The organism is Pseudomonas sp. GG8 (assembly GCF_052976945.1).
In genome coordinates, this window is record NZ_JBRIIP010000001.1 from 3,711,299 (window position 1) to 3,730,947 (window position 19,649).

Below are 19,649 nucleotides of genomic sequence, written 5' to 3' on the forward strand. Positions count from 1 at the left end.
ATGCTGGCTTATATTTTTCGGCGTTTGCTGCTGATCATTCCGACGTTGTTCGGCATTTTGCTGATCAATTTCGTGATCATCCAGGCAGCGCCCGGCGGTCCGGTGGAGCAGATGATCGCCAAGATCGAGGGCTTCGATGGCGCAACCAGTCGCATTGCGGGCGGTGGCGCAGAGGTGTCGGTGGCAGGCTCCAGTTATCGCGGTGCGCAAGGGCTTGATCCAGCGCTGGTGAAGGAAATCGAGCACCTGTATGGCTTCGACAAGTCAGCACCCGAACGCCTGTGGATCATGATCAAGAACTACGCAACGCTGGATTTTGGCGACAGTTTTTTCCGCGATGCCAAAGTGATCGATCTGATTATCGAGAAGATGCCGGTGTCCATTTCCCTTGGACTGTGGAGCACCTTAATCATGTACCTGGTATCGATCCCGCTGGGGATTGCCAAGGCGACACGTCACGGTAGCCACTTCGATGTCTGGACCAGCTCGGCGATCATCGTCGGGTACGCCATTCCGGCCTTTCTGTTTGCCATCCTGCTGATCGTGGTGTTCGCTGGCGGTAGCTATTTCGACTGGTTCCCCTTGCGCGGCCTGACCTCGAACAACTTCTCCGAGCTGAGCTGGGGCGGTAAAGTGTTCGATTACTTCTGGCACCTGACGTTGCCCGTCACCGCACTGGTGATCGGCAACTTCGCGACCATGACCCTGCTGACCAAAAACAGCTTTCTCGACGAGATCGGCAAGCAGTACGTCATCACCGCCAAAGCCAAGGGCCTGAGCCAGCATCGTGTGCTGTACGGCCATGTGTTTCGTAACGCCATGCTGTTGGTGATCGCGGGGTTCCCTTCGGCCTTTATCAGCATCTTCTTCACCGGCTCGCTGCTGGTGGAAGTGATCTTCTCCCTCGACGGCTTGGGCTTGATGAGTTTCGAGGCGGCCATCAACCGCGACTATCCGGTGGTCTTCGGTACTTTGTTTCTTTTTACCCTGCTCGGGCTGGTGGTGAAATTGATCGGTGACATCACGTATACGCTGGTCGATCCACGTATCGACTTCGAAAGCAGGGAGAATTGACATGACCCTCTCCCCTCTCAATCGCCGACGCTTCGAGCGCTTCAAGGCCAACAAGCGCGGATGGTGGTCACTGTGGTTGTTCCTGGTTCTGTTCGGCCTGAGCCTGGGCGCCGAACTGATCGCCAACGACAAGCCGCTGGCCGTGCACTATGACGGCGAGTGGTATTTCCCGGTATTCAAGCGCTATCCCGAAACGGTCTTCGGCGGCGAATTTCCGCTGGAAGCCAATTACAAAAGCCCCTACATCAAGGAACTGCTGGCAGCGAAGGACGGCTGGACCCTGTGGGCACCGATCCCCTACAGCTACCAGAGCATCAATTACGACCTGAAAGTCCCGGCCCCTGGCCCGCCGTCGCGGGAGAACTACTTCGGCACCGACGATCAGGGCCGCGATGTGTTGGCACGGGTCATCTATGGCTTCCGCATTTCCGTGCTGTTTGCACTGACCTTGACCGTACTCAGTTCGATCATTGGCGTCATCGCGGGCGCCCTGCAGGGTTTTTATGGTGGTTGGGTGGATCTGCTGGGGCAACGTTTCCTGGAAGTCTGGTCCGGGCTGCCGGTGTTGTACCTGCTGATCATTCTGGCCAGCTTCGTCCAGCCTAATTTCTGGTGGCTGCTGGGCATCATGCTGCTGTTTTCATGGATGAGCCTGGTGGACGTGGTACGCGCCGAGTTCTTGCGGGGGCGCAACCTGGAATATGTGCGCGCCGCACGGGCCCTGGGCATGCAAAACGGGGCGATCATGTACCGCCACATCCTGCCCAACGCCATGGTCTCGACCATGACCTTCATGCCGTTCATTCTCACGGGCGCTATCGGCACCCTGACCGCCCTGGACTTCCTCGGTTTCGGCTTGCCAGCAGGCTCCCCGTCGCTGGGTGAATTGGTGGCCCAAGGCAAATCCAACCTCCAGGCCCCTTGGCTTGGGATCAGCGCCTTTGCCGTGCTGGCCCTGATGCTCAGCCTTCTCGTGTTCATTGGCGAATCCGCCCGCGACGCTTTCGACCCAAGGAAATGAGATGAACAAGGACAATTTGATCGAAGTCCGCGATCTCGCCGTCGAGTTCGTTACCGGCGAGCAGGTCCATCGCGTGGTCGAAGGCATCAGCTTCGATATCCGCCGGGGCGAAACCCTGGCGCTGGTCGGCGAAAGCGGTTCTGGCAAATCAGTCATCGCGCACTCGTTTCTGCGCCTGCTGCCCTACCCGCTGGCGCGCCATCCCAGCGGGACCATCTACTACGCCGGGCACGACCTGCTGACGCTGAGCGAAAAAAGGTTGCGCGCGATCCGTGGCAACCGGATCGCCATGGTTTTCCAGGAGCCGATGACCTCACTTAACCCGCTGCAGTCCATTGAGAAGCAAATCAATGAAGTCCTCGGTCTGCATAAAGGCTTGCAGGGCAAGGAAGCCACCCTGCGCACACTGGAGCTGCTTGAGCTGGTGGGTATAACCGAGCCCGAGAAACGACTCAAAGCTCTGCCACACGAGCTCTCAGGCGGCCAGCGACAGCGTGTGATGATCGCCATGGCCTTGGCCAACGAGCCTGAACTGCTGATCGCCGACGAACCGACCACCGCACTCGACGTGACGGTACAGCTGAAAATCCTCAAATTGCTCACCGAACTGCAGGCCCGACTGGGCATGGCGCTGCTCCTGATCAGCCACGATCTGAACCTGGTTCGGAGAATTGCACATCGGGTATGTGTCATGCAGCACGGTCGCATCGTCGAACAAGCGTCATGTGAGGAGCTGTTCCGTTCACCTCAGCATCCGTACACACAAGAATTGCTGGGTGCCGAGCCCAGTGGCGGCCCGGTGGACAACGTTGCTGGCGCGCCGCTGCTCGAAGTCGATGACTTGCGGGTGTGGTTTCCGATCAAGAAAGGCCTGTTCAAAAAAACCGTCGATCATGTCAAAGCAGTCGATGGCATCACCTTCAGCCTGCCCCAAGGGCATACCTTGGGGATTGTCGGTGAAAGCGGCTCGGGCAAATCGACGCTGGGTCTGGCGATTCTTCGGCTGATAGGTAGCAAGGGCGCCATACGGTTTCAAGGCAAAACGCTAGACTGCCTGACGCAAAAGGAGATTCGTCCGCTGCGTCGGCAAATGCAGGTGGTGTTTCAGGACCCTTTCGGCAGCCTGAGCCCCCGCATGTGCGTAGGCGAAATTGTGGGTGAGGGCCTGCGTATCCATGGCATGGGCACAGAGGCTGAACAGGAACTCGCCATCATCGAAGCGCTCAAGGAGGTAGGCCTGGACCCGGAAACCCGGTACCGCTACCCTCACGAATTTTCCGGCGGGCAACGGCAGAGAATCGCCATTGCCCGGGCATTAGTGTTAAAACCGGCGCTGATTGTGCTGGACGAGCCCACCTCGGCGCTCGACCGGACCGTTCAGCGCCAAGTGGTGGAGCTACTGCGCTCACTGCAAAAAAAGTACAACCTGACCTATTTGTTTATCAGCCATGACCTGGCGGTAGTCAAAGCGCTTAGCCACCAGCTTATGGTGGTCAAGCAGGGGAAAGTCGTTGAACAGGGTGCGGCGCGCAGCATTTTTGCCGCACCGCAACATACCTATACACAGCAGCTGCTGGAAGCCGCCTTTTTGGCACCGGTAGCTGTCGATTAACCTGAAGAGGAACAACACATGGGTTTTCTCGCCGGTAAGCGCGTCCTGATCGTCGGTGTCGCTAGCAAACTGTCCATCGCATCCGGCATCGCTGCCGCCATGCATCGCGAGGGCGCAGAGCTGGCCTTCACGTATCAGAACGACAAACTGAAAGGTCGTGTCGAAGAGTTCGCAGCAGGTTGGGGCTCAGGCCCGGAACTGTGCTTCCCTTGCGACGTGGCCAGCGACGAAGAGATCGCCAAGGTCTTCGAAGAACTGGGCAAGAAGTGGGATGGCCTGGACGTGATCGTTCACTCGGTTGGCTTCGCCCCTGGCGACCAGCTTGACGGTGACTTCACCCAAGCGACAACACGCGAAGGTTTCCGCATCGCTCACGACATCAGCGCCTACAGCTTCGTCGCATTGGCCAAGGCCGGTCGCGAAATGATGAAAGGCCGCAACGGCAGCCTGCTGACCCTGTCCTACCTGGGTGCAGAGCGCACCATGCCTAACTACAACGTGATGGGCATGGCCAAGGCCAGCCTGGAAGCCGGTGTACGTTACCTGGCCGGTAGCCTTGGCCCGGAAGGCACACGAGTGAACGCAGTATCGGCTGGCCCGATCCGCACCCTCGCCGCCTCCGGCATCAAGAACTTCCGCAAAATGCTCGCTGCCAACGAAGCGCAAACACCGCTGCGTCGCAACGTGACCATCGATGAAGTCGGCAACGCCGGCGCGTTCCTGTGCTCGGACCTCGCGTCCGGCATCAGCGGCGAGATCATGTACGTCGACGGCGGCTTCAACACCACCGCGATGGGCAACCTCGAAGAGTAAAAACTCAACGCGCGGCACCCAAAAAGCCCGCCGTTCTCACGAACGGCGGGCTTTTTGTGTTCGGCCCTACGGGAGTTGCGAAAGCGTCTGTTCAGGCACAAAAAACTTCAGACAAAAAAAGGCCACTCATTGAGCGGCCTTCTTTTTTGTCGCGGGATCAGACGTCAGTAACGGGTGATCTTCGCTTTGCTTTGCAGCTGTGCGCGGTAAGCAGCGAAATCCTGCTGACCGGCACGCGAGGCGAGGAAGCGACGGTACTGGGCCTTCTCATCGGCTGTCGGTGCTGCGGCTTCGTTGACACCATTAAGGCGCACCACCACGAAGCTGCCATCAGCCAACGTCAGGCTGGTGTAGGACGGCTTGTCCTTGCCTTGAGGCTTGGGCATGCGGAACAACGCCTGCAGAACCACCGGATCGATGCCTTCCTGACTGCGGGTGACCGCTTCCAGGACTTTCCAGCTTTGACCGTTCTGCTTCGCAGCGAGAGCGATCTTGCCATCGCGCAGACCTGCAACCAGCTCGGCACCTTTGGTCTTGACCGCTTCGGTGGCGTGATTCTTGATCAGCTGCGCACGAATGCTGCTGGCAACGCTTTCAAGTGGCAGCTGCTCTGGCTGACGGTGTTCCTTCATCCGTACGACCACAACCGTTTCCGGATCAAGTTCCAGCGGAGCACTGTTGGAGCCTTCTTCAAGCACTTCCGGGCTGAACGCGGCCTGGATCACTGCACGGTTGGAGGTCAGGCCTTCACCGCCCTCTCGACCAAATGGCGCAGTGGTTTGCACTTTCAGTTTCAGTTCTTGAGCTGGCTGCACCAGATCGGACGCTTCGAACGCCGAATCTTCAAGCTGCTTGGTCACGTCAACGAAACGCTGCTCGACCTGCTGGCTTTTCAATTCGTGGGTGAGCTTGTCTTTCAAGCTGGCGAAGCTCGGCACCGACGGTGCTTCAACGCCCAACAACTTGATCAAGTGCCAACCGTAGTCGCTGCGTACCGGACCCGAGACCTGATCTTTCTTCAGGTCATACAGCGCCTTTTCGAAAGCCGGATCATAGACACCCTTGCCCGCGTAACCCAAGTCACCGCCTTTGCTGGACGAACCCGGGTCCTGGGAAAACTCCTTGGCCAGGGCCGCGAAATCCTCACCTTTGGCCAAGCGCTGTTGAATCTCTTCAACCTTCGCTTTGGCCTGAGCTTCGTTCAGTTTGTCATTCACTTCGATCAGAATGTGCGCAGCACGACGCTGCTCGGCAAGGTTGCCGATTTCTTTCTGATAAGCCGCCTGCAAATCGGCGTCTTTGACTTCAACCTGATCAAAGAAAGAAGACTTCTTCAATTCGATGTAGTCGAGTACGACCTGCTCCGGGCTCATGAACTCTTTGGCGTGTTCGTCGTAATGCGCTTTGACTTCATCGTCGGTCACTTTCGCGGCCGCAGTGTCCGCTTTGAATGTCAGCGTGGCGAAATCGCGAGTCTGTTTTTCCAGACGAGCGAACGCATCAACCTGAGCATCGGTCACGAAAGCGCTACCTGCCAAACCGGCACGCAACTGACCAATGAGCATTTCCTGAGTCAGCATTTGGCGGAATTGCAAACGGCTGAAGCCCAGTTGACGAATCACCTGATCGAAACGGTCAGCGCTGAATTTGCCGTCTACCTGAAATTCAGGTGTCTGCAAAATCTGCTGATCCAGAGCCGCTTCGGAGAAAGCAAATTTCGAATCGGCTGCACCTTGCAGCAACAACTTGCGATCAACCAGCCCTTTCAAGGCTGCGTCGTGCAACATTTTGTCATCCAGCAGCGCAGGATCGAAATCCTTGCCCAACTGCTGAATAAGCTGACGGCGTTGCATATCGACCGCCTGACTCAGCTCGTTTGTCGTGATTTCTTCACCATTGACCTTGGCAGCATCCTGACTCGTGCTGGTGGCCCTGAAAATGGCGTCAAAACCGGTCAAGGCCATCAATGCCACGATGACCCCAATGATCGTCTTGGCAATCCAGCCTTGGGAATTGTCCCTGATATTTTGCAGCATGCGTCCCCCAGAACGGTTGTAAAGATTAACCAACCGCGGAGCGTGGGTGGAATCCGGATAGAAGAAAGGCGCATCCGAGGATGCGCCTTCTCGTAACTGGCGGAGCGGACGGGACTCGAACCCGCGACCCCCGGCGTGACAGGCCGGTATTCTAACCGACTGAACTACCGCTCCGCTGCCAGGACAAGAATGACCAGGTCCTGGATGGGCAAAGGCTTGAAAGAAACTTAGTTAACAGCTTCTTTCAGGGCTTTACCGGCTTTGAAACCTGGTTTTTTAGCTGCTGCGATTTCCAGCGTCTTGCCGGTCTGCGGGTTACGACCGATACGAGCAGGACGATCTGTTACGGAGAAAGTACCAAACCCTACCAATACCACAGAGTCGCCAGCCTTCAGAGCGCCAGTGACGGATTCGATTACTGCGTCCAGCGCACGGCCAGCAGCAGCTTTCGGGATATCAGCAGATGCAGCGATAGCATCAATCAGTTCCGACTTGTTCACTCTAAGTCCCCTTATATCTATTGAGTATGTTTCTAAGTTTTTTGGTGTAGACAAAAACGAGTGCTGAATGACGAACAGACACTTTAAGAGCCGCTTTATAACAAGGGCTCTAAAAAGCTGTCAAGGAAGGTCATTCAGGCTAATGCGTGCTGATTCTCTCCTTAGAGTCAGTCTCGCGCTTTTCGTCCTTCGCAACCATCTCCGGGGCCACATCCGGCAAGGGCTCCGGCGCGTATTGCAGCGCAATTTGCAGGACCTCGTCAATCCATTTAACCGGTTTAATCTGCAGGTCCCGTTTGATATTGTCCGGAATCTCTTTCAAGTCCCGTACGTTTTCTTCAGGAATGATCACCGTTTTGATTCCGCCACGGTGCGCCGCAAGCAGTTTTTCCTTCAAACCACCGATGGCCAGAACCTGCCCCCGCAGGGTGATTTCACCGGTCATTGCCACGTCAGCACGGACCGGGATCTGTGTTAGCGCTGAAACAAGGGCCGTGCACATACCTACGCCAGCGCTAGGGCCGTCTTTCGGGGTGGCTCCTTCTGGCATATGGATATGAACGTCACGCTTCTCATGGAAGTCCACGGGGATTCCCAGGCTTTTCGCACGACTGCGCACAACGGTCAGGGCAGCGGTGATGGATTCGACCATCACATCACCCAGCGAACCGGTCTTGATCAACTGGCCTTTGCCAGGCACCACGGCCGCTTCGATGGTCAACAATTCGCCGCCCACCGACGTCCACGCCAAGCCTGTCACCTGTCCGATTTGATCCTGTTGCTCGGCCAAACCGTAGCTGAATTTGCGCACACCCAGGAAATGCTCAAGCATTTCCGCAGTAACGCGGACCTGGAAGCGTTTTTCCAGCGAGTGTTCCTTCACCGCCTTGCGACAGATCTTGGCGATTTGCCGCTCCAGACTCCGCACACCCGCTTCACGGGTGTAGTAGCGGACGATGTCGCGAATTGCTTCCTCGTCTATCTCAACCTCGCCTTTTTTCAAGCCGTTGGCCTGAATCTGTTTTGGCGACAGGTATTTGATCGCGATGTTGATTTTTTCGTCTTCGGTATAGCCAGGCAGCCGGATGACTTCCATCCGGTCCAGCAATGCCGCAGGAATGTTCATCGAGTTCGCGGTGCACAGGAACATCACGTCGGAAAGGTCGTAATCGACTTCCAGGTAATGGTCGTTAAAGTTGTGGTTCTGCTCAGGGTCGAGCACTTCCAGCAATGCAGAGGCCGGATCGCCGCGCATATCACTGCCCATCTTGTCGATTTCGTCGAGCAAAAACAGCGGGTTGCGCACGCCCACTTTCGTCATCTTTTGTATCAATCTTCCCGGCATGGAACCGATATATGTCCGGCGATGACCGCGAATTTCCGCTTCATCACGCACACCACCGAGGGCCATACGCACGAACTTGCGGTTAGTCGCATTGGCAATCGACTCTGCGAGAGACGTTTTACCCACACCCGGCGGACCTACCAGGCACAAAACCGGACCGCGAATTTTCTTCACGCGTTTTTGCACGGCGAGGTATTCAAGGATGCGTTCCTTGACCTCATCAAGACCATAGTGGTCGGCATCAAGAATGTCTTCAGCACGAACCAAGTCCAGACGCACCTTGCTCTGAGCCTTCCACGGCACTTGCACCAACCAGTCGATGTAGGTACGCACCACGGTCGCTTCAGCCGACATCGGCGACATCTGCTTGAGCTTGTTCAGCTCAGCCAGCGCTTTGGTCAAGGCGTCCTTAGGCAAGCCGGCAGCGTCAATGCGCTTTTTCAGCTCTTCGATTTCGTTGTGACCTTCGTCACTGTCACCCAGCTCTTTCTGAATGGCCTTCATCTGCTCATTCAGGTAGTACTCGCGCTGGCTGCGCTCCATCTGCTTTTTGACGCGGCCGCGAATGCGCTTCTCGACCTGCAACAGATCAATTTCGGCATCCAGCAAAGCCAATACGTGTTCTACCCGTGCAGGCAGGTCGACGATTTCGAGAATGGCCTGCTTCTGCTCGATTTTCAGCGCCATGTGCGCGGCCATGGTATCGACCAGGCGGCCCGGCTCATCAATGCTATTGAGAGATGACAAGACTTCAGCCGGGACTTTTTTGCCCAACTGCACATACTGCTCGAACTGGGCCAGCAAGCTGCGCACGAACACTTCAGATTCGCGATCAGGGGCATCGACCTCGTCAATCAAGGTCACTTCAGCGCGGCAATGGCCATCGACCTCAATGAAACGTTCGACAGCGCCACGCTGCTCGCCTTCGACCAACACCTTAACGGTGCCATCAGGCAACTTGAGCAGCTGCAACACGGTTGCAACGGTGCCGACGCTATAAAGAGCCTCTTCACCTGGATCGTCGTCTGCAGGGTTTCTTTGCGCGAGCAACAGAATCTGCTTATCCCCAGACATCGCGGCCTCGAGGGCTTCGATAGATTTCTCGCGCCCCACAAACAGCGGGATAACCATGTGCGGATAAACCACGACATCGCGCAATGGCAGGAGAGGCAATTCTATGGTTGTCTTCATGATTTCGCCTCTACGGCGGCCATAAGGCCGGAACATATGGAAGTTAGCTTGAGGTCAAGATGGGGGTAGCGTCTTAAAAAAACAAGCTCTGGCGCAGGAAAAGCAGAAGGGGCCCGAAGGCCCCTTCTTTATTACCTGTCAACGCAGCAGCTTCACTTACGCGTCTGGGGCAGCCTTGGCAACCGGCTCGCTGTTTTCGTAAATCAACAACGGCTTGGACGTGCCCTCGATGACGCTCTCATCGATCACCACCTTGCTCACCTCGGACTGCGAGGGGATCTCGTACATGGTGTCGAGCAGAACACCTTCGAGAATGGAACGCAGACCGCGAGCGCCTGTTTTGCGCTCAAGTGCGCGTTTGGCGATCGATTTCAGTGCATCAGCACGGAACTCGAGTTCCACACCTTCCATTTCGAACAGTTTTGCATACTGCTTGGTCAGCGCGTTTTTCGGCTCGGTGAGAATCTGCATCAAAGCAGCCTCATCCAATTCGTCCAACGTCGCCAGAACAGGTAGACGGCCAACAAACTCTGGAATCAGACCGAACTTGACCAGATCGTCAGGCTCAACCTCACGCAGCGATTCGCCAACCTTCTTGCCTTCGTCCTTGCTGCGTACTTCGGCATTGAAGCCGATGCCGCCGCGAGTGGAGCGGCTCTGAATAACCTTTTCGAGGCCCGAGAAAGCGCCACCGCAGATAAACAGGATGTTACGCGTGTCCACCTGCAGGAATTCCTGCTGTGGATGCTTGCGACCCCCTTGAGGAGGAACGGAAGCCACGGTGCCTTCAATCAGCTTCAGCAAGGCTTGCTGCACACCCTCGCCGGAAACATCGCGGGTAATCGAAGGGTTGTCGGATTTGCGCGAAATCTTGTCGATTTCATCGATGTAGACAATGCCCATCTGGGCTTTTTCTACGTCGTAGTCACATTTCTGCAACAGTTTCTGAATGATGTTTTCCACGTCCTCCCCCACATAACCAGCTTCGGTCAGGGTGGTGGCGTCCGCGATGGTGAACGGCACATTGAGCAAACGAGCCAATGTTTCAGCGAGCAGCGTCTTGCCGGAGCCGGTTGGGCCAATCAGCAGGATGTTGCTTTTACCGAGTTCAACATCATCATTCTTCTTGTCGCGCTGGTTCAGACGCTTGTAGTGGTTGTACACCGCTACTGCCAGAACCTTTTTTGCACGTTCTTGACCAATCACATACTGATCAAGGATACCGCTGATTTCTTTAGGCGATGGTAATTTATGCGCGCTGCTTTCGGCCTGGGCTTCTTGCACCTCCTCTCGGATGATGTCGTTGCACAGGTCGACGCATTCGTCGCAGATAAAAACCGAGGGGCCGGCAATCAATTTGCGCACTTCATGCTGGCTTTTGCCACAGAAGGAGCAATAGAGCAATTTGCCGTTGTCCTCGCCGTTGCGGGTGTCAGTCATTCGATCGATCCAATCCGGTAGGCTTGCAACACAAGATGAAGGCTATTGCGGGCTTTTTCAAGTCCGCAGGTGGTCAGTTGTTCCAACCACCTACGATTGAGCTGCTTAGCGAGCCATTTGACGCTGAGTAAGAACCTGATCGATCAAACCGTATTCAGCAGCGCGCCCGGCGCCCATGAAGTTATCCCGATTGGTGTCTTGCTCGATGGTCTCAATCGTTTGCCCGGTGTGGTATGCGAGAATTTCATTCAAGCGAGCACGAATGGACAGGATTTCCTTGGCATGGATATCAATATCCGATGCCTGCCCCTGAAAGCCGCCCAGTGGCTGGTGAATCATCATTCGCGAGTTTGGCAGGCAGTAACGCTTTTTAGCGGCGCCGCCAGCCAGCAGGAAAGCACCCATGCTGCAGGCCTGACCGATGCAAATGGTCGACACGTCTGGCTTGATGAACTGCATGGTGTCGTAGATCGACATGCCCGCAGTCACCGAACCGCCTGGTGAGTTGATGTAGAGATGGATGTCCTTGTCCGGGTTTTCGGCTTCAAGGAACAACAGCTGCGCCGCAATCAGGTTGGCCATGTAGTCTTCTACTGGACCTACCAGAAAGATCACCCGCTCCTTGAGGAGGCGCGAGTAGATGTCATAGGCGCGTTCGCCACGGGCGGACTGCTCGATAACCATCGGGACCAGGCCGCCAGCGGCCTGGATGTCAGAGTTCTGCTGAATATAAGAATTGCGGGACATGTCTCGCATTCACTCCCAAATAGTCATTTCTTGAATACACATAAGCCAGCGCGAAGGCTGGCTTATGGGTGTTTTCGAACGAGAGAAAAAATCAGTCGGCGTGTGGAGCTTCTACCGGCTTGACTGCTTCTTCGTAAGAGACCGATTTGTCGGTCACGCTAGCTTTCTGCAAAACAGTATCCACAACTTGCTCTTCCAGCACAACCGAACGCACTTCGTTCAGTTGCTGGTCGTTCTTGTAGTACCAGGACACGACCTGCTCAGGCTCTTGGTAAGCCGATGCCATCTCTTGGATCATCTCGCGAACACGGGCATCATCAGGCTTGAGGTCGAACTGCTTGACCACTTCAGCAACGATCAGGCCCAGCTCTACACGGCGCTTGGCTTGTTCTTCGAACAGCTCGGCTGGCAGTTGATCCGGCTTGATGTTGCCGCCAAACTGCTGAACAGCCTGCACGCGCAGACGGTTCACTTCGTTTTCGAGCAGTGCTTTAGGCACCTCGATCGGGTTGGAGGCCAGCAAGCCGTCCATCACCTGATTCTTGACCTTGGACTTGATCGCCTGACGCAGCTCACGGTCCATGTTCTTGCGAACTTCGGTGCGGAAACCGTCGATACCCGTTTCCTTGATGCCGAACTGAGTGAAGAACTCTTCGTTCAGCTCAGGCAATTTAGGCTCGGAAACAGTGTTGACCGTCACGGTGAACTCGGCGGCCTTATTGGCCAGCTCCAGGTTCTGGTAGTTTTCCGGGAAGGTCAGGTTCAGAACACGCTCTTCGCCGGCTTTAGCGCCAACCAGACCGTCTTCGAAGCCAGGGATCATACGACCGGAACCCAGAACCAGCTGAGTACCTTTGGCAGAGCCACCAGCAAACACTTCGCCATCAACCTTGCCAACGAAATCGATGTTCAGTTGATCTTCGTTCTGAGCGGCACGCTCAGTGACTTCGAAACGAACATTTTGCTTGCGCAGGATTTCCAGCATTTTGTCCAGATCGGCGTCAGCCACGTCTGCACTCAGACGCTCGACAGCGATGGACTCGAAGCCTGCAACCGTGAATTCCGGGAATACTTCGAAAGTAGCCACGTATTCCAGGTCTTTACCTTTTTCAAAGGTTTTTGGCTCTACAGAAGGTGCGCCAGCTGGATTGAGCTTCTGCTCAACCACTGCTTCGTAAAACGTTGCCTGAATCAGATCGCCCAGCGCTTCCTGACGAGCGCCATCTTCATAACGCTGACGGATCACGCTCATAGGCACTTTGCCAGGACGGAAGCCTGGGATCTTAGCTTTACGGGCAGTCTGCTGCAGACGCTTGTTGACTTCAGTCTCGATGCGTTCGGCAGGCACGCCAATGGTCATGCGGCGCTCAAGAGCGGAAGTATTTTCAACAGAAACTTGCATGGATATTCCTCGTTGCACAGACGTTAGCCGGCCGTTTCCGACCCCAGAATCAAGGGCATGCATTCTAGTGGGTCAAACTCAAGAAGTCACCCCACTGAAAAGGGTAAGTAAGCAGCATGAAATCAAGCAGCCGGCAGGGGGGCGACGACGCCCATTGCGAACGATTGACGCAAGGCAGCAAGCGACGCGTCTGGCACACCCTATATAAGGAACCCCTGATGCGTCGCCAGCTCTCTGCATCAACCAAAAATCGCTGAACGCCAGAGAAAACAGGCGAAGCGAGTGGTCGCGCCGGGCGAAACTTTCAATATTCCGAAACAAAAAAAAGCCGCACTAGGCGGCTTTCTGTTGCTTTATGAATGCTGCGGGCATTTCACAAAGCTTGTATCTTGGTGCGGACGGAGAGACTCGAACTCTCACACCTTTCGGCGCTGGAACCTAAATCCAGTGTGTCTACCAATTCCACCACGTCCGCGCTTCAAGCCTTTAAAGCAAAGGCGCCGGATTTTTAAGTCAGGCGCCTTTCGAATATGGGGTGGACGAAGGGGATCGAACCCTCGACAACGGGAGTCACAATCCCGTGCTCTACCAACTGAGCTACGCCCACCATATAGCGTGTGACCGATGAAACATTACTTGTGCCAAAGTTGCCTAAATGGCGCACCCGGCAGGACTCGAACCTGCGACCATCCGCTTAGAAGGCGGATGCTCTATCCAACTGAGCTACGGGCGCTTATTTAATCTGTATTCATTAACCGATTACAAATTAAGAGCTTCAGTCACGCTGAGCCAATCTACAACTCTGCCCGACGTTCTTAACCAGTGCTAGGCTGTGCCCGACAAGTGCGACGAATCTTATAGACGAGCCCCGAGGTCGTCAACTCTTTTTCGAAAAAAATTCAGTTAGATAAAGGAGTTAGAGGAATATACAGACCAAGCGCCTTTGCCCTCGCGCCATGGCATGCGAGAATGCGCGCTCTTTTTCAATCCCTTTCGATGGTTAATCACGCGTCATGACAGCAAAACTAATCGACGGTAAAGCGATCGCAGCCGGCCTGCGCCAGCAGATCGCTAAACGTGTCACCGAGCGTCGCGAACAGGGCCTGCGTACACCGGGCCTCGCGGTGATTCTGGTTGGCAACGACCCCGCGTCCCAGGTTTATGTCTCGCACAAGCGTAAAGACTGTGAAGAAGTCGGCTTCAATTCCAAAGCCTATGACTTGCCTACCGACACCTCGCAGGATGAGCTGACCGACCTGATCGATCGCCTCAACGACGATCCAAATATCGACGGCATTCTGGTGCAACTGCCACTGCCCGCGCATCTGGATGCCTCAAAATTGCTGGAGCGCATTCGCCCGGACAAGGACGTGGACGGCTTCCATCCTTATAACGTCGGTCGGCTGGCGCAACGCATCCCCCTGCTGCGCCCCTGCACCCCCAAGGGCATCATGGCCTTGCTGGAAAGCACCGGTGTCGATCTTTACGGGATGGATGCCGTCATCGTTGGCGCCAGTAACATCGTCGGACGTCCGATGGCGATGGAGTTGTTGCTGGCCGGCTGTACGGTCACTGTCACGCACCGATTCACCCGCGACCTGCCAGGCCATATCGGCCGTGCTGATCTCGTGGTTGTCGCTGCCGGCAAGCCCGGCCTGGTCAAAGGCGAGTGGATCAAGGAAGGCGCGATCGTGATCGACGTCGGCATCAATCGTCAGGCAGACGGCAAGCTGGTCGGTGACGTGGTGTATGAAACCGCCCTGCCCCGCGCCGGCTGGATCACCCCGGTACCGGGCGGCGTTGGCCCGATGACCCGTGCCTGCCTACTGGAAAACACCTTGTACGCCGCGGAAACCCTGCACGTCTGAGTGCGCGGGATCAGGCATAAAAAACGGCACCCTCGGGTGCCGTTTTTTATGGTTCAACAGTCAGTCCGCCAGACGCCAGGTCGTTCCACCCTTGCCGTCTTCCAACACCACCCCCATCGCGGTGAGTTGGTCGCGAATGCGATCCGATTCGGCCCAGTCCTTGTTGGCACGAGCGCTTAATCGGGCCTGGATCAGCGCTTCGACTTCAACCGCATCGACCCGACCCTCTGCTCCTGCACGCAAAAAGTCATCCGCCTCAAGCTGCAAAACACCCAACACACTGGCCAATTCTTTCAGACGTGCCGCCAAGCCCGCAGCTGCCGCCAGATCGGTGTCACGCAGACGGTTGATTTCGCGCACCATCTCGAACAGCACCGCGCAGGCTTCCGGCGTGCCAAAGTCGTCGTTCATCGCCGCGGAGAAACGTTCGACGAACGCTTCGCCACCGGCAGGCGCTACGGCAGGCAAGCCTTTAAGGGCGTGATAGAAACGTTCCAACGCGCCCTTGGACTCTTTCAGGCTGTCTTCGGAGTAGTTGATCGAGCTGCGGTAATGGCTGGACACCAACAGATAGCGCACCACTTCCGGCTGGTATTTCTCCAGCACGTCGCGAATGGTGAAGAAGTTGTTCAAGGACTTGGACATCTTCTCGCCATTGATGCGGATCATGCCGCAGTGCATCCAGGCGTTGGCGTACGGCTTGCCCGTGGCCGCCTCGCTCTGGGCGATTTCGTTTTCATGGTGCGGGAACTCGAGATCGTTGCCGCCGCCATGAATATCGAAGGTCTCGCCCAGGCAGCAAGTCGACATCACCGAACATTCAATGTGCCAGCCCGGACGCCCAGCGCCCCACGGCGAATCCCAGCTTGGCTCGCCCGGCTTGACGCCCTTCCATAGCACGAAGTCCAGCGGATCATCCTTGGACTCATCCACTTCGATCCGCGCACCGATGCGCAGGTCTTCGATTTTCTTGCGCGACAGCTTGCCGTAACCCACAAACTTGCCGACGCGGTAATACACGTCGCCGTTGCCCGGGGCGTACGCATAACCTTTGTCGATCAAGGTCTGGATCATGGCGTGCATGCCCGCGATATGATCGGTCGCGCGCGGCTCCATGTCCGGCGGCAGAATGTTCAGCCGCGCCTCGTCCTCGTGCATCGCATCGATCATGCGTGCGGTGAGCGCCTCGAATGACTCGCCGTTTTCACGCGCACGATTGATGATCTTGTCGTCGATATCGGTGATGTTGCGTACATAGGTCAAGTCATACCCGCTGAAGCGCAACCAGCGAGTGACCAGATCGAACGCAACCATGCTGCGGCCGTGCCCAAGGTGGCAGAAGTCATATACGGTCATGCCGCACACGTACATCCGCACCTTGTTGCCGTCCAGAGGCTTGAAGACTTCTTTGCTCTTGGTGAGCGTGTTGTAAATTGAGAGCACGATGATTCCTTAGCTCTGACCCCATGAGTCACGCAGCGTCACAGTACGGTTAAACACTGGCTGACCGGGTTTCGAGTCCTTGATGTCCGCGCAGAAATAACCTTCGCGCTCGAACTGGAAACGGTCTTCCGGCTGCGCTTGCGCCAATGACGGCTCAGCACGGCAACCCGTGAGCACTTGCAGGGAATCAGGGTTGATGTTGTCCAGGAAGCTGTCGCCGTCTTCCGCTTTGTCCGGGCTCGGCGAGCGGAACAGACGATCGTACAAACGTACTTCGCACTCGAGGCTTGCCGCTGCCGGCACCCAATGCACCACGCCTTTGACCTTGCGCCCTTCAGGGTTTTTACCCAGGGTTTCCGGATCGTACGAGCAACGCAGTTCGACGATGTTGCCGTCGGCGTCCTTGATCGCTTCGTCGGCGCGAATCACGTAACTGCCACGCAGGCGCACTTCGCCGTTGGGCTCGAGACGCTTGTAGCCTTTTGGCGGCTCTTCCATGAAGTCATCACGGTCGATGTAGATTTCGCGCGCAAACGGCAGTTCACGTACACCCATGTCTTCTTTCGGGTGACGCGCCAACTCGAGCTTCTCGACCTGGCCTTCCGGGTAGTTGGTGATCACGACTTTCAGCGGACGCAGCACGCACATGGCACGTGGTGCGCTGTGGTCGAGGTCATCACGGATGCTGAATTCGAGCATGGCGAAATCGACAACGCCATCGGAACGGTTGGTGCCGACCATCTCGCAGAAGTTACGGATCGAGCCCGCAGTGTAGCCGCGACGACGGAACCCCGACAAAGTCGACATGCGCGGGTCATCCCAGCCATGCACATGCTTCTCGTCGACCAGTTGCTTGAGCTTGCGCTTGCTGGTGACGGTGTAGCTCAGGTTGAGACGCGAGAACTCGTACTGACGCGGATGGCTCGGCACTGGAAGGTTGTCCAGGAACCAGTCGTACAGCGGGCGATGGCCTTCGAATTCAAGGGTGCAGATCGAGTGGGTAATGCCTTCGATGGCGTCCGACTGACCGTGGGTGAAGTCATAGTTCGGGTAGATGCACCACTTATCGCCGGTCTGATGGTGATGCGCATGGCGAATGCGGTACAGGATCGGGTCGCGCAGGTTCATGTTCGGCGAAGCCATGTCGATCTTGGCCCGCAGTACACGCTCACCGTCTTTGAACTCGCCAGCCTTCATCCGGGCGAACAGGTCCAGGTTTTCCTCGACGCTACGCTCACGGAACGGGCTGTTCTTGCCAGGCTCGATCAAGTTACCGCGGTATTCCTTGGACTGCTCGGGGCTCAGGTCGCAGACGAACGCCTTGCCAGCCTTGATCAGTATGATGGCCCACTCATGCAATTGATCGAAGTATTGCGAGGCATAACGCACTTCGCCGGCCCACTCGAAACCCAGCCACTTCACATCGCTTTCGATGGCGTCGATGTATTCCTGGTCTTCCTTGGCCGGGTTGGTGTCATCGAAACGCAGGTGCGTTACGCCACCGAACTCCTGAGCCAGACCGAAGTTCACGCAGATCGCCTTGGCGTGGCCGATGTGCAGGTAACCGTTGGGCTCAGGCGGGAAACGGGTCACGATCTGGGTGTGCTTGCCAGAGTCCAGGTCTGCCTGCACGATTGCGCGCAGGAAATTGGTCGGGACAGCAGGACCTGCCTTGGAATTCGCAGTGGAGTCAGTGGGCTTGCTCATAGGATCCTTGAACGTACAAGTGCGCGGCCAGGGTAGGCCGACTAAATCAAAGCGCTTATCATAGCCGAAGCTGTCAAGGTGTTGCGACCAGCGCGCGCGCCTTCCACGAATTCAAAACGAGTGATTTTTAAAATGTCCAAAGTCAAACTGAGCACGAACCACGGCGACATCGTCCTGCAACTGAACGCCGATAAAGCGCCGGAAACCGTAGCCAACTTTGTGCAGTACGTTAAAGAAGGCCATTACGACAACACTATATTCCATCGTGTGATCAGCAATTTCATGATCCAGGGCGGCGGTTTCGAGCCGGGCATGGCACAAAAGAAAACCCGCGCCACGATCAAAAACGAAGCCAACAACGGCCTTTCCAACCGAAAAGGCACCGTGGCCATGGCCCGCACCATGGAGCCGCATTCGGCGTCCTCGCAGTTCTTCATCAACGTGGGCGACAACGATTTCCTTGACCACACTGCACCGACCGTTCAAGGCTGGGGCTACACCGTCTTTGGTGAAGTGGTAGAGGGTATGGACACGGTCGAGAAGATCAAAGGCGTGGCGACCACCATGAAAGCCGGTCATCAGGACGTGCCCGCCGAAGACGTGATCATCGTGAAAGCCGAGATCATTGAGTGATATTGCTGATCTCTGATCTGCACCTGGAAGAGCAGCGGCCGGACATCACCCGGGCGTTTCTGGAATTACTCGACGGCCGGGCCCGCACGGCCGAGTCGCTGTACATCCTCGGGGACTTTTTCGAGGCATGGATCGGCGATGACGCCATGTCGCCGTTCCAACTGTCTATCTGCCAAGCCCTGCGCGCACTGAGCGACAGCGGCACGCTGGTGTTCCTGATGCACGGCAATCGCGATTTCATGATCGGTAAGGCGTTCTGCAAGGCGGCGGGTTGCACCTTGTTGAAGGACCCAAGCGTGGTCCAGCTCAATGGCGAGCCTGTGCTGCTGATGCATGGTGACAGCCTGTGTACCCGCGACGAAGCCTACATGCGCATGCGCCGTTACCTGCGCAACCCGCTGACCTTATGGGTTTTGCGTCATTTGCCCTTGGGCACGCGGCACAAACTGGCGCGCAAACTGCGCAGCGAAAGTCGCGCACAGACCCGCATGAAAGCCAACGACATCGTCGACGTTACGCCCGAGGAAATCCCACGGATCATGGCGCAATACGGTGTGCGCACGCTGATCCACGGTCACACCCATCGTCCGGCGATCCATAAACTGCTGATCGGCAACGATGCGGCGAAGCGGATTGTCCTGGGGGATTGGGATCGTCAGGGCTGGGCGTTGCAGGTGGATGAACAGGGGTTTCAGTTGGCGGCGTTTGATTTTGTGCCGGTACCGGCGCTGACTCACTGACACCATCGCGGCGGGACGCGTAGTTGCCAGCCCGCCACCATGAATTTTCGGAGAACCACAGACCTGCTTCTGGTGAC

The 19,649-nt window shown here is 56.4% G+C and carries 15 protein-coding genes and 4 tRNA genes; 7 read left to right on the top strand and 12 right to left on the bottom strand.

Annotation, left to right across the window (positions count from 1 at the left end; all coding sequences use genetic code 11):
- Genes ACVBEG_RS17975 through fabI form a run of 4 tightly spaced genes read left to right on the top strand, consistent with a single transcriptional unit; the run spans position 1 to position 4,520 of the window.
- Positions 1-1,074 (top strand): microcin C ABC transporter permease YejB, encoded by a 1,074-nt coding sequence (locus ACVBEG_RS17975; RefSeq protein WP_322178279.1) that lies wholly within the window; start codon positions 1-3, stop codon positions 1,072-1,074.
- A gap of 1 nt (position 1,075) precedes the next feature.
- Positions 1,076-2,095 carry an ABC transporter permease gene (locus ACVBEG_RS17980; RefSeq protein WP_322178278.1) on the top strand — a complete coding sequence of 340 codons (1,020 nt, stop codon included), beginning with the start codon at positions 1,076-1,078 and terminating at the stop codon, positions 2,093-2,095.
- Position 2,096: 1 nt separating this feature from the next.
- A complete protein-coding gene (locus ACVBEG_RS17985; RefSeq protein WP_322178277.1) occupies positions 2,097-3,707 on the top strand; it encodes an ABC transporter ATP-binding protein in 1,611 nt (536 codons plus the stop codon).
- Between the two features lie 18 nt (positions 3,708-3,725).
- Positions 3,726-4,520: an enoyl-ACP reductase FabI gene (gene fabI, locus ACVBEG_RS17990; protein ID WP_219061472.1), complete on the top strand. Its 795-nt coding sequence runs from the start codon at positions 3,726-3,728 to the stop codon at positions 4,518-4,520.
- A 164-nt stretch (positions 4,521-4,684) separates the two neighbouring features.
- Here fabI and ACVBEG_RS17995 read toward each other — a convergent pair whose 3' ends face one another.
- The 10 genes from ACVBEG_RS17995 to ACVBEG_RS18040 all read right to left on the bottom strand — a co-directional run bounded on the left by ACVBEG_RS17995 (position 4,685) and on the right by ACVBEG_RS18040 (position 13,914).
- A complete protein-coding gene (locus ACVBEG_RS17995) occupies positions 4,685-6,556 on the bottom strand; it encodes a SurA N-terminal domain-containing protein (RefSeq protein WP_322217201.1) in 1,872 nt (623 codons plus the stop codon).
- A gap of 97 nt (positions 6,557-6,653) precedes the next feature.
- Positions 6,654-6,730: transfer RNA gene (locus tag ACVBEG_RS18000), tRNA-Asp, on the bottom strand.
- A gap of 53 nt (positions 6,731-6,783) precedes the next feature.
- A complete protein-coding gene (locus ACVBEG_RS18005; protein ID WP_002552737.1) occupies positions 6,784-7,056 on the bottom strand; it encodes an HU family DNA-binding protein in 273 nt (90 codons plus the stop codon).
- Between the two features lie 139 nt (positions 7,057-7,195).
- A complete protein-coding gene (gene lon / locus ACVBEG_RS18010; RefSeq protein WP_322217203.1) occupies positions 7,196-9,592 on the bottom strand; it encodes an endopeptidase La in 2,397 nt (798 codons plus the stop codon).
- 156 nt (positions 9,593-9,748) lie between these two features.
- Positions 9,749-11,032: an ATP-dependent Clp protease ATP-binding subunit ClpX gene (gene clpX / locus ACVBEG_RS18015; RefSeq protein WP_322178273.1), complete on the bottom strand. Its 1,284-nt coding sequence runs from the start codon at positions 11,030-11,032 to the stop codon at positions 9,749-9,751.
- 105 nt (positions 11,033-11,137) lie between these two features.
- Positions 11,138-11,779 (bottom strand): ATP-dependent Clp endopeptidase proteolytic subunit ClpP, encoded by a 642-nt coding sequence (gene clpP / locus ACVBEG_RS18020; protein WP_322178272.1) that lies wholly within the window; start codon positions 11,777-11,779, stop codon positions 11,138-11,140.
- 91 nt (positions 11,780-11,870) lie between these two features.
- Positions 11,871-13,181 carry a trigger factor gene (tig, locus tag ACVBEG_RS18025; RefSeq protein ID WP_322178271.1) on the bottom strand — a complete coding sequence of 437 codons (1,311 nt, stop codon included), beginning with the start codon at positions 13,179-13,181 and terminating at the stop codon, positions 11,871-11,873.
- Between the two features lie 390 nt (positions 13,182-13,571).
- A tRNA-Leu gene (locus ACVBEG_RS18030) sits at positions 13,572-13,656 on the bottom strand.
- A gap of 56 nt (positions 13,657-13,712) precedes the next feature.
- A tRNA-His gene (locus tag ACVBEG_RS18035) sits at positions 13,713-13,788 on the bottom strand.
- Positions 13,789-13,837: 49 nt separating this feature from the next.
- A tRNA-Arg gene (locus ACVBEG_RS18040) sits at positions 13,838-13,914 on the bottom strand.
- A gap of 280 nt (positions 13,915-14,194) precedes the next feature.
- On the opposite strand from ACVBEG_RS18040, the gene folD reads away from it, so the two are divergent.
- A complete protein-coding gene (folD, locus tag ACVBEG_RS18045) occupies positions 14,195-15,049 on the top strand; it encodes a bifunctional methylenetetrahydrofolate dehydrogenase/methenyltetrahydrofolate cyclohydrolase FolD (protein ID WP_322178270.1) in 855 nt (284 codons plus the stop codon).
- Positions 15,050-15,109: 60 nt separating this feature from the next.
- On the opposite strand, the gene cysS is transcribed toward folD, so the two are convergent.
- Positions 15,110-16,492: a cysteine--tRNA ligase gene (cysS, locus tag ACVBEG_RS18050; protein ID WP_330200811.1), complete on the bottom strand. Its 1,383-nt coding sequence runs from the start codon at positions 16,490-16,492 to the stop codon at positions 15,110-15,112.
- Between the two features lie 9 nt (positions 16,493-16,501).
- Positions 16,502-18,199 (bottom strand): glutamine--tRNA ligase/YqeY domain fusion protein, encoded by a 1,698-nt coding sequence (locus tag ACVBEG_RS18055; RefSeq protein ID WP_322178268.1) that lies wholly within the window; start codon positions 18,197-18,199, stop codon positions 16,502-16,504.
- 132 nt (positions 18,200-18,331) lie between these two features.
- Here ACVBEG_RS18055 and ACVBEG_RS18060 point away from each other — a divergent pair, with 132 nt between their 5' ends.
- Positions 18,332-18,832 (top strand): peptidylprolyl isomerase, encoded by a 501-nt coding sequence (locus tag ACVBEG_RS18060; RefSeq protein ID WP_322178267.1) that lies wholly within the window; start codon positions 18,332-18,334, stop codon positions 18,830-18,832.
- The gene (lpxH, locus tag ACVBEG_RS18065) at positions 18,829-19,572 is read left to right on the top strand and encodes a UDP-2,3-diacylglucosamine diphosphatase (RefSeq protein WP_322178266.1); all 744 of its coding nucleotides are present in this window, start codon (positions 18,829-18,831) and stop codon (positions 19,570-19,572) included. Before ACVBEG_RS18060 ends, lpxH begins: the two co-directional genes overlap by 4 nt.
- The last annotated feature ends 77 nt before the right edge of the window (positions 19,573-19,649 follow it).